This window comes from Gemmiger formicilis, from assembly GCF_016901605.1.
GTDB lineage: Bacteria > Bacillota > Clostridia > Oscillospirales > Ruminococcaceae > Gemmiger > Gemmiger formicilis_B.
This window is the reverse complement of the sequence record NZ_JACJKP010000441.1, coordinates 1-461: the sequence shown is the minus strand read 5'-3', so window position 1 is coordinate 461 and position 461 is coordinate 1. Positions and strand designations below refer to the sequence as shown.

1 protein-coding gene is annotated in these 461 nt (G+C 56.6%); it reads left to right on the top strand.

Annotated features, from left to right (window positions below; genetic code table 11):
• Positions 1-461: PRD domain-containing protein (locus H6B10_RS15340; protein WP_204652344.1), on the top strand; the 461-nt coding region annotated here is incomplete at both ends.

Genomic DNA, 461 nt, shown 5'->3' with positions numbered 1-461 from the left:
TTTGTCACGCTGTTCGACCACCTGGTCTATGCCATTGAGCGCAGCCAGAAGCATATTGTGCTGCCCAACCGCCTGCTTTGGGAGGTGCGGCGTTTTTACCCCCGGGAGTATGCGGCGGGCCAGCAGATCCGGGACTTTCTGAACCGGCGCCTGCAGGTGGAACTGCCGGAGGAAGAAGCCGGCAACATTGCCTTTCATCTTGTGAATGCCCAGACCGAAAACCCGGACATGGAGCGTACCATGCTCACCCTGCGGATGCTCAAAGATATCTACAGCATTGTGCAGCTTTCCAGCGGGCAGAAAATCGATGAAAATTCCCTGCATTACGCCCGCTTTTTGACCCACATGCAGTATTTTATTGAGCGCGTGCTGGACCACAAAATGCTGGGCAGCGAGGATATCTCGGTTTTGGAGCCGGTACTGGACCAGAATCCCCGGGCGTATGCCTGCGCCCGGCGCAT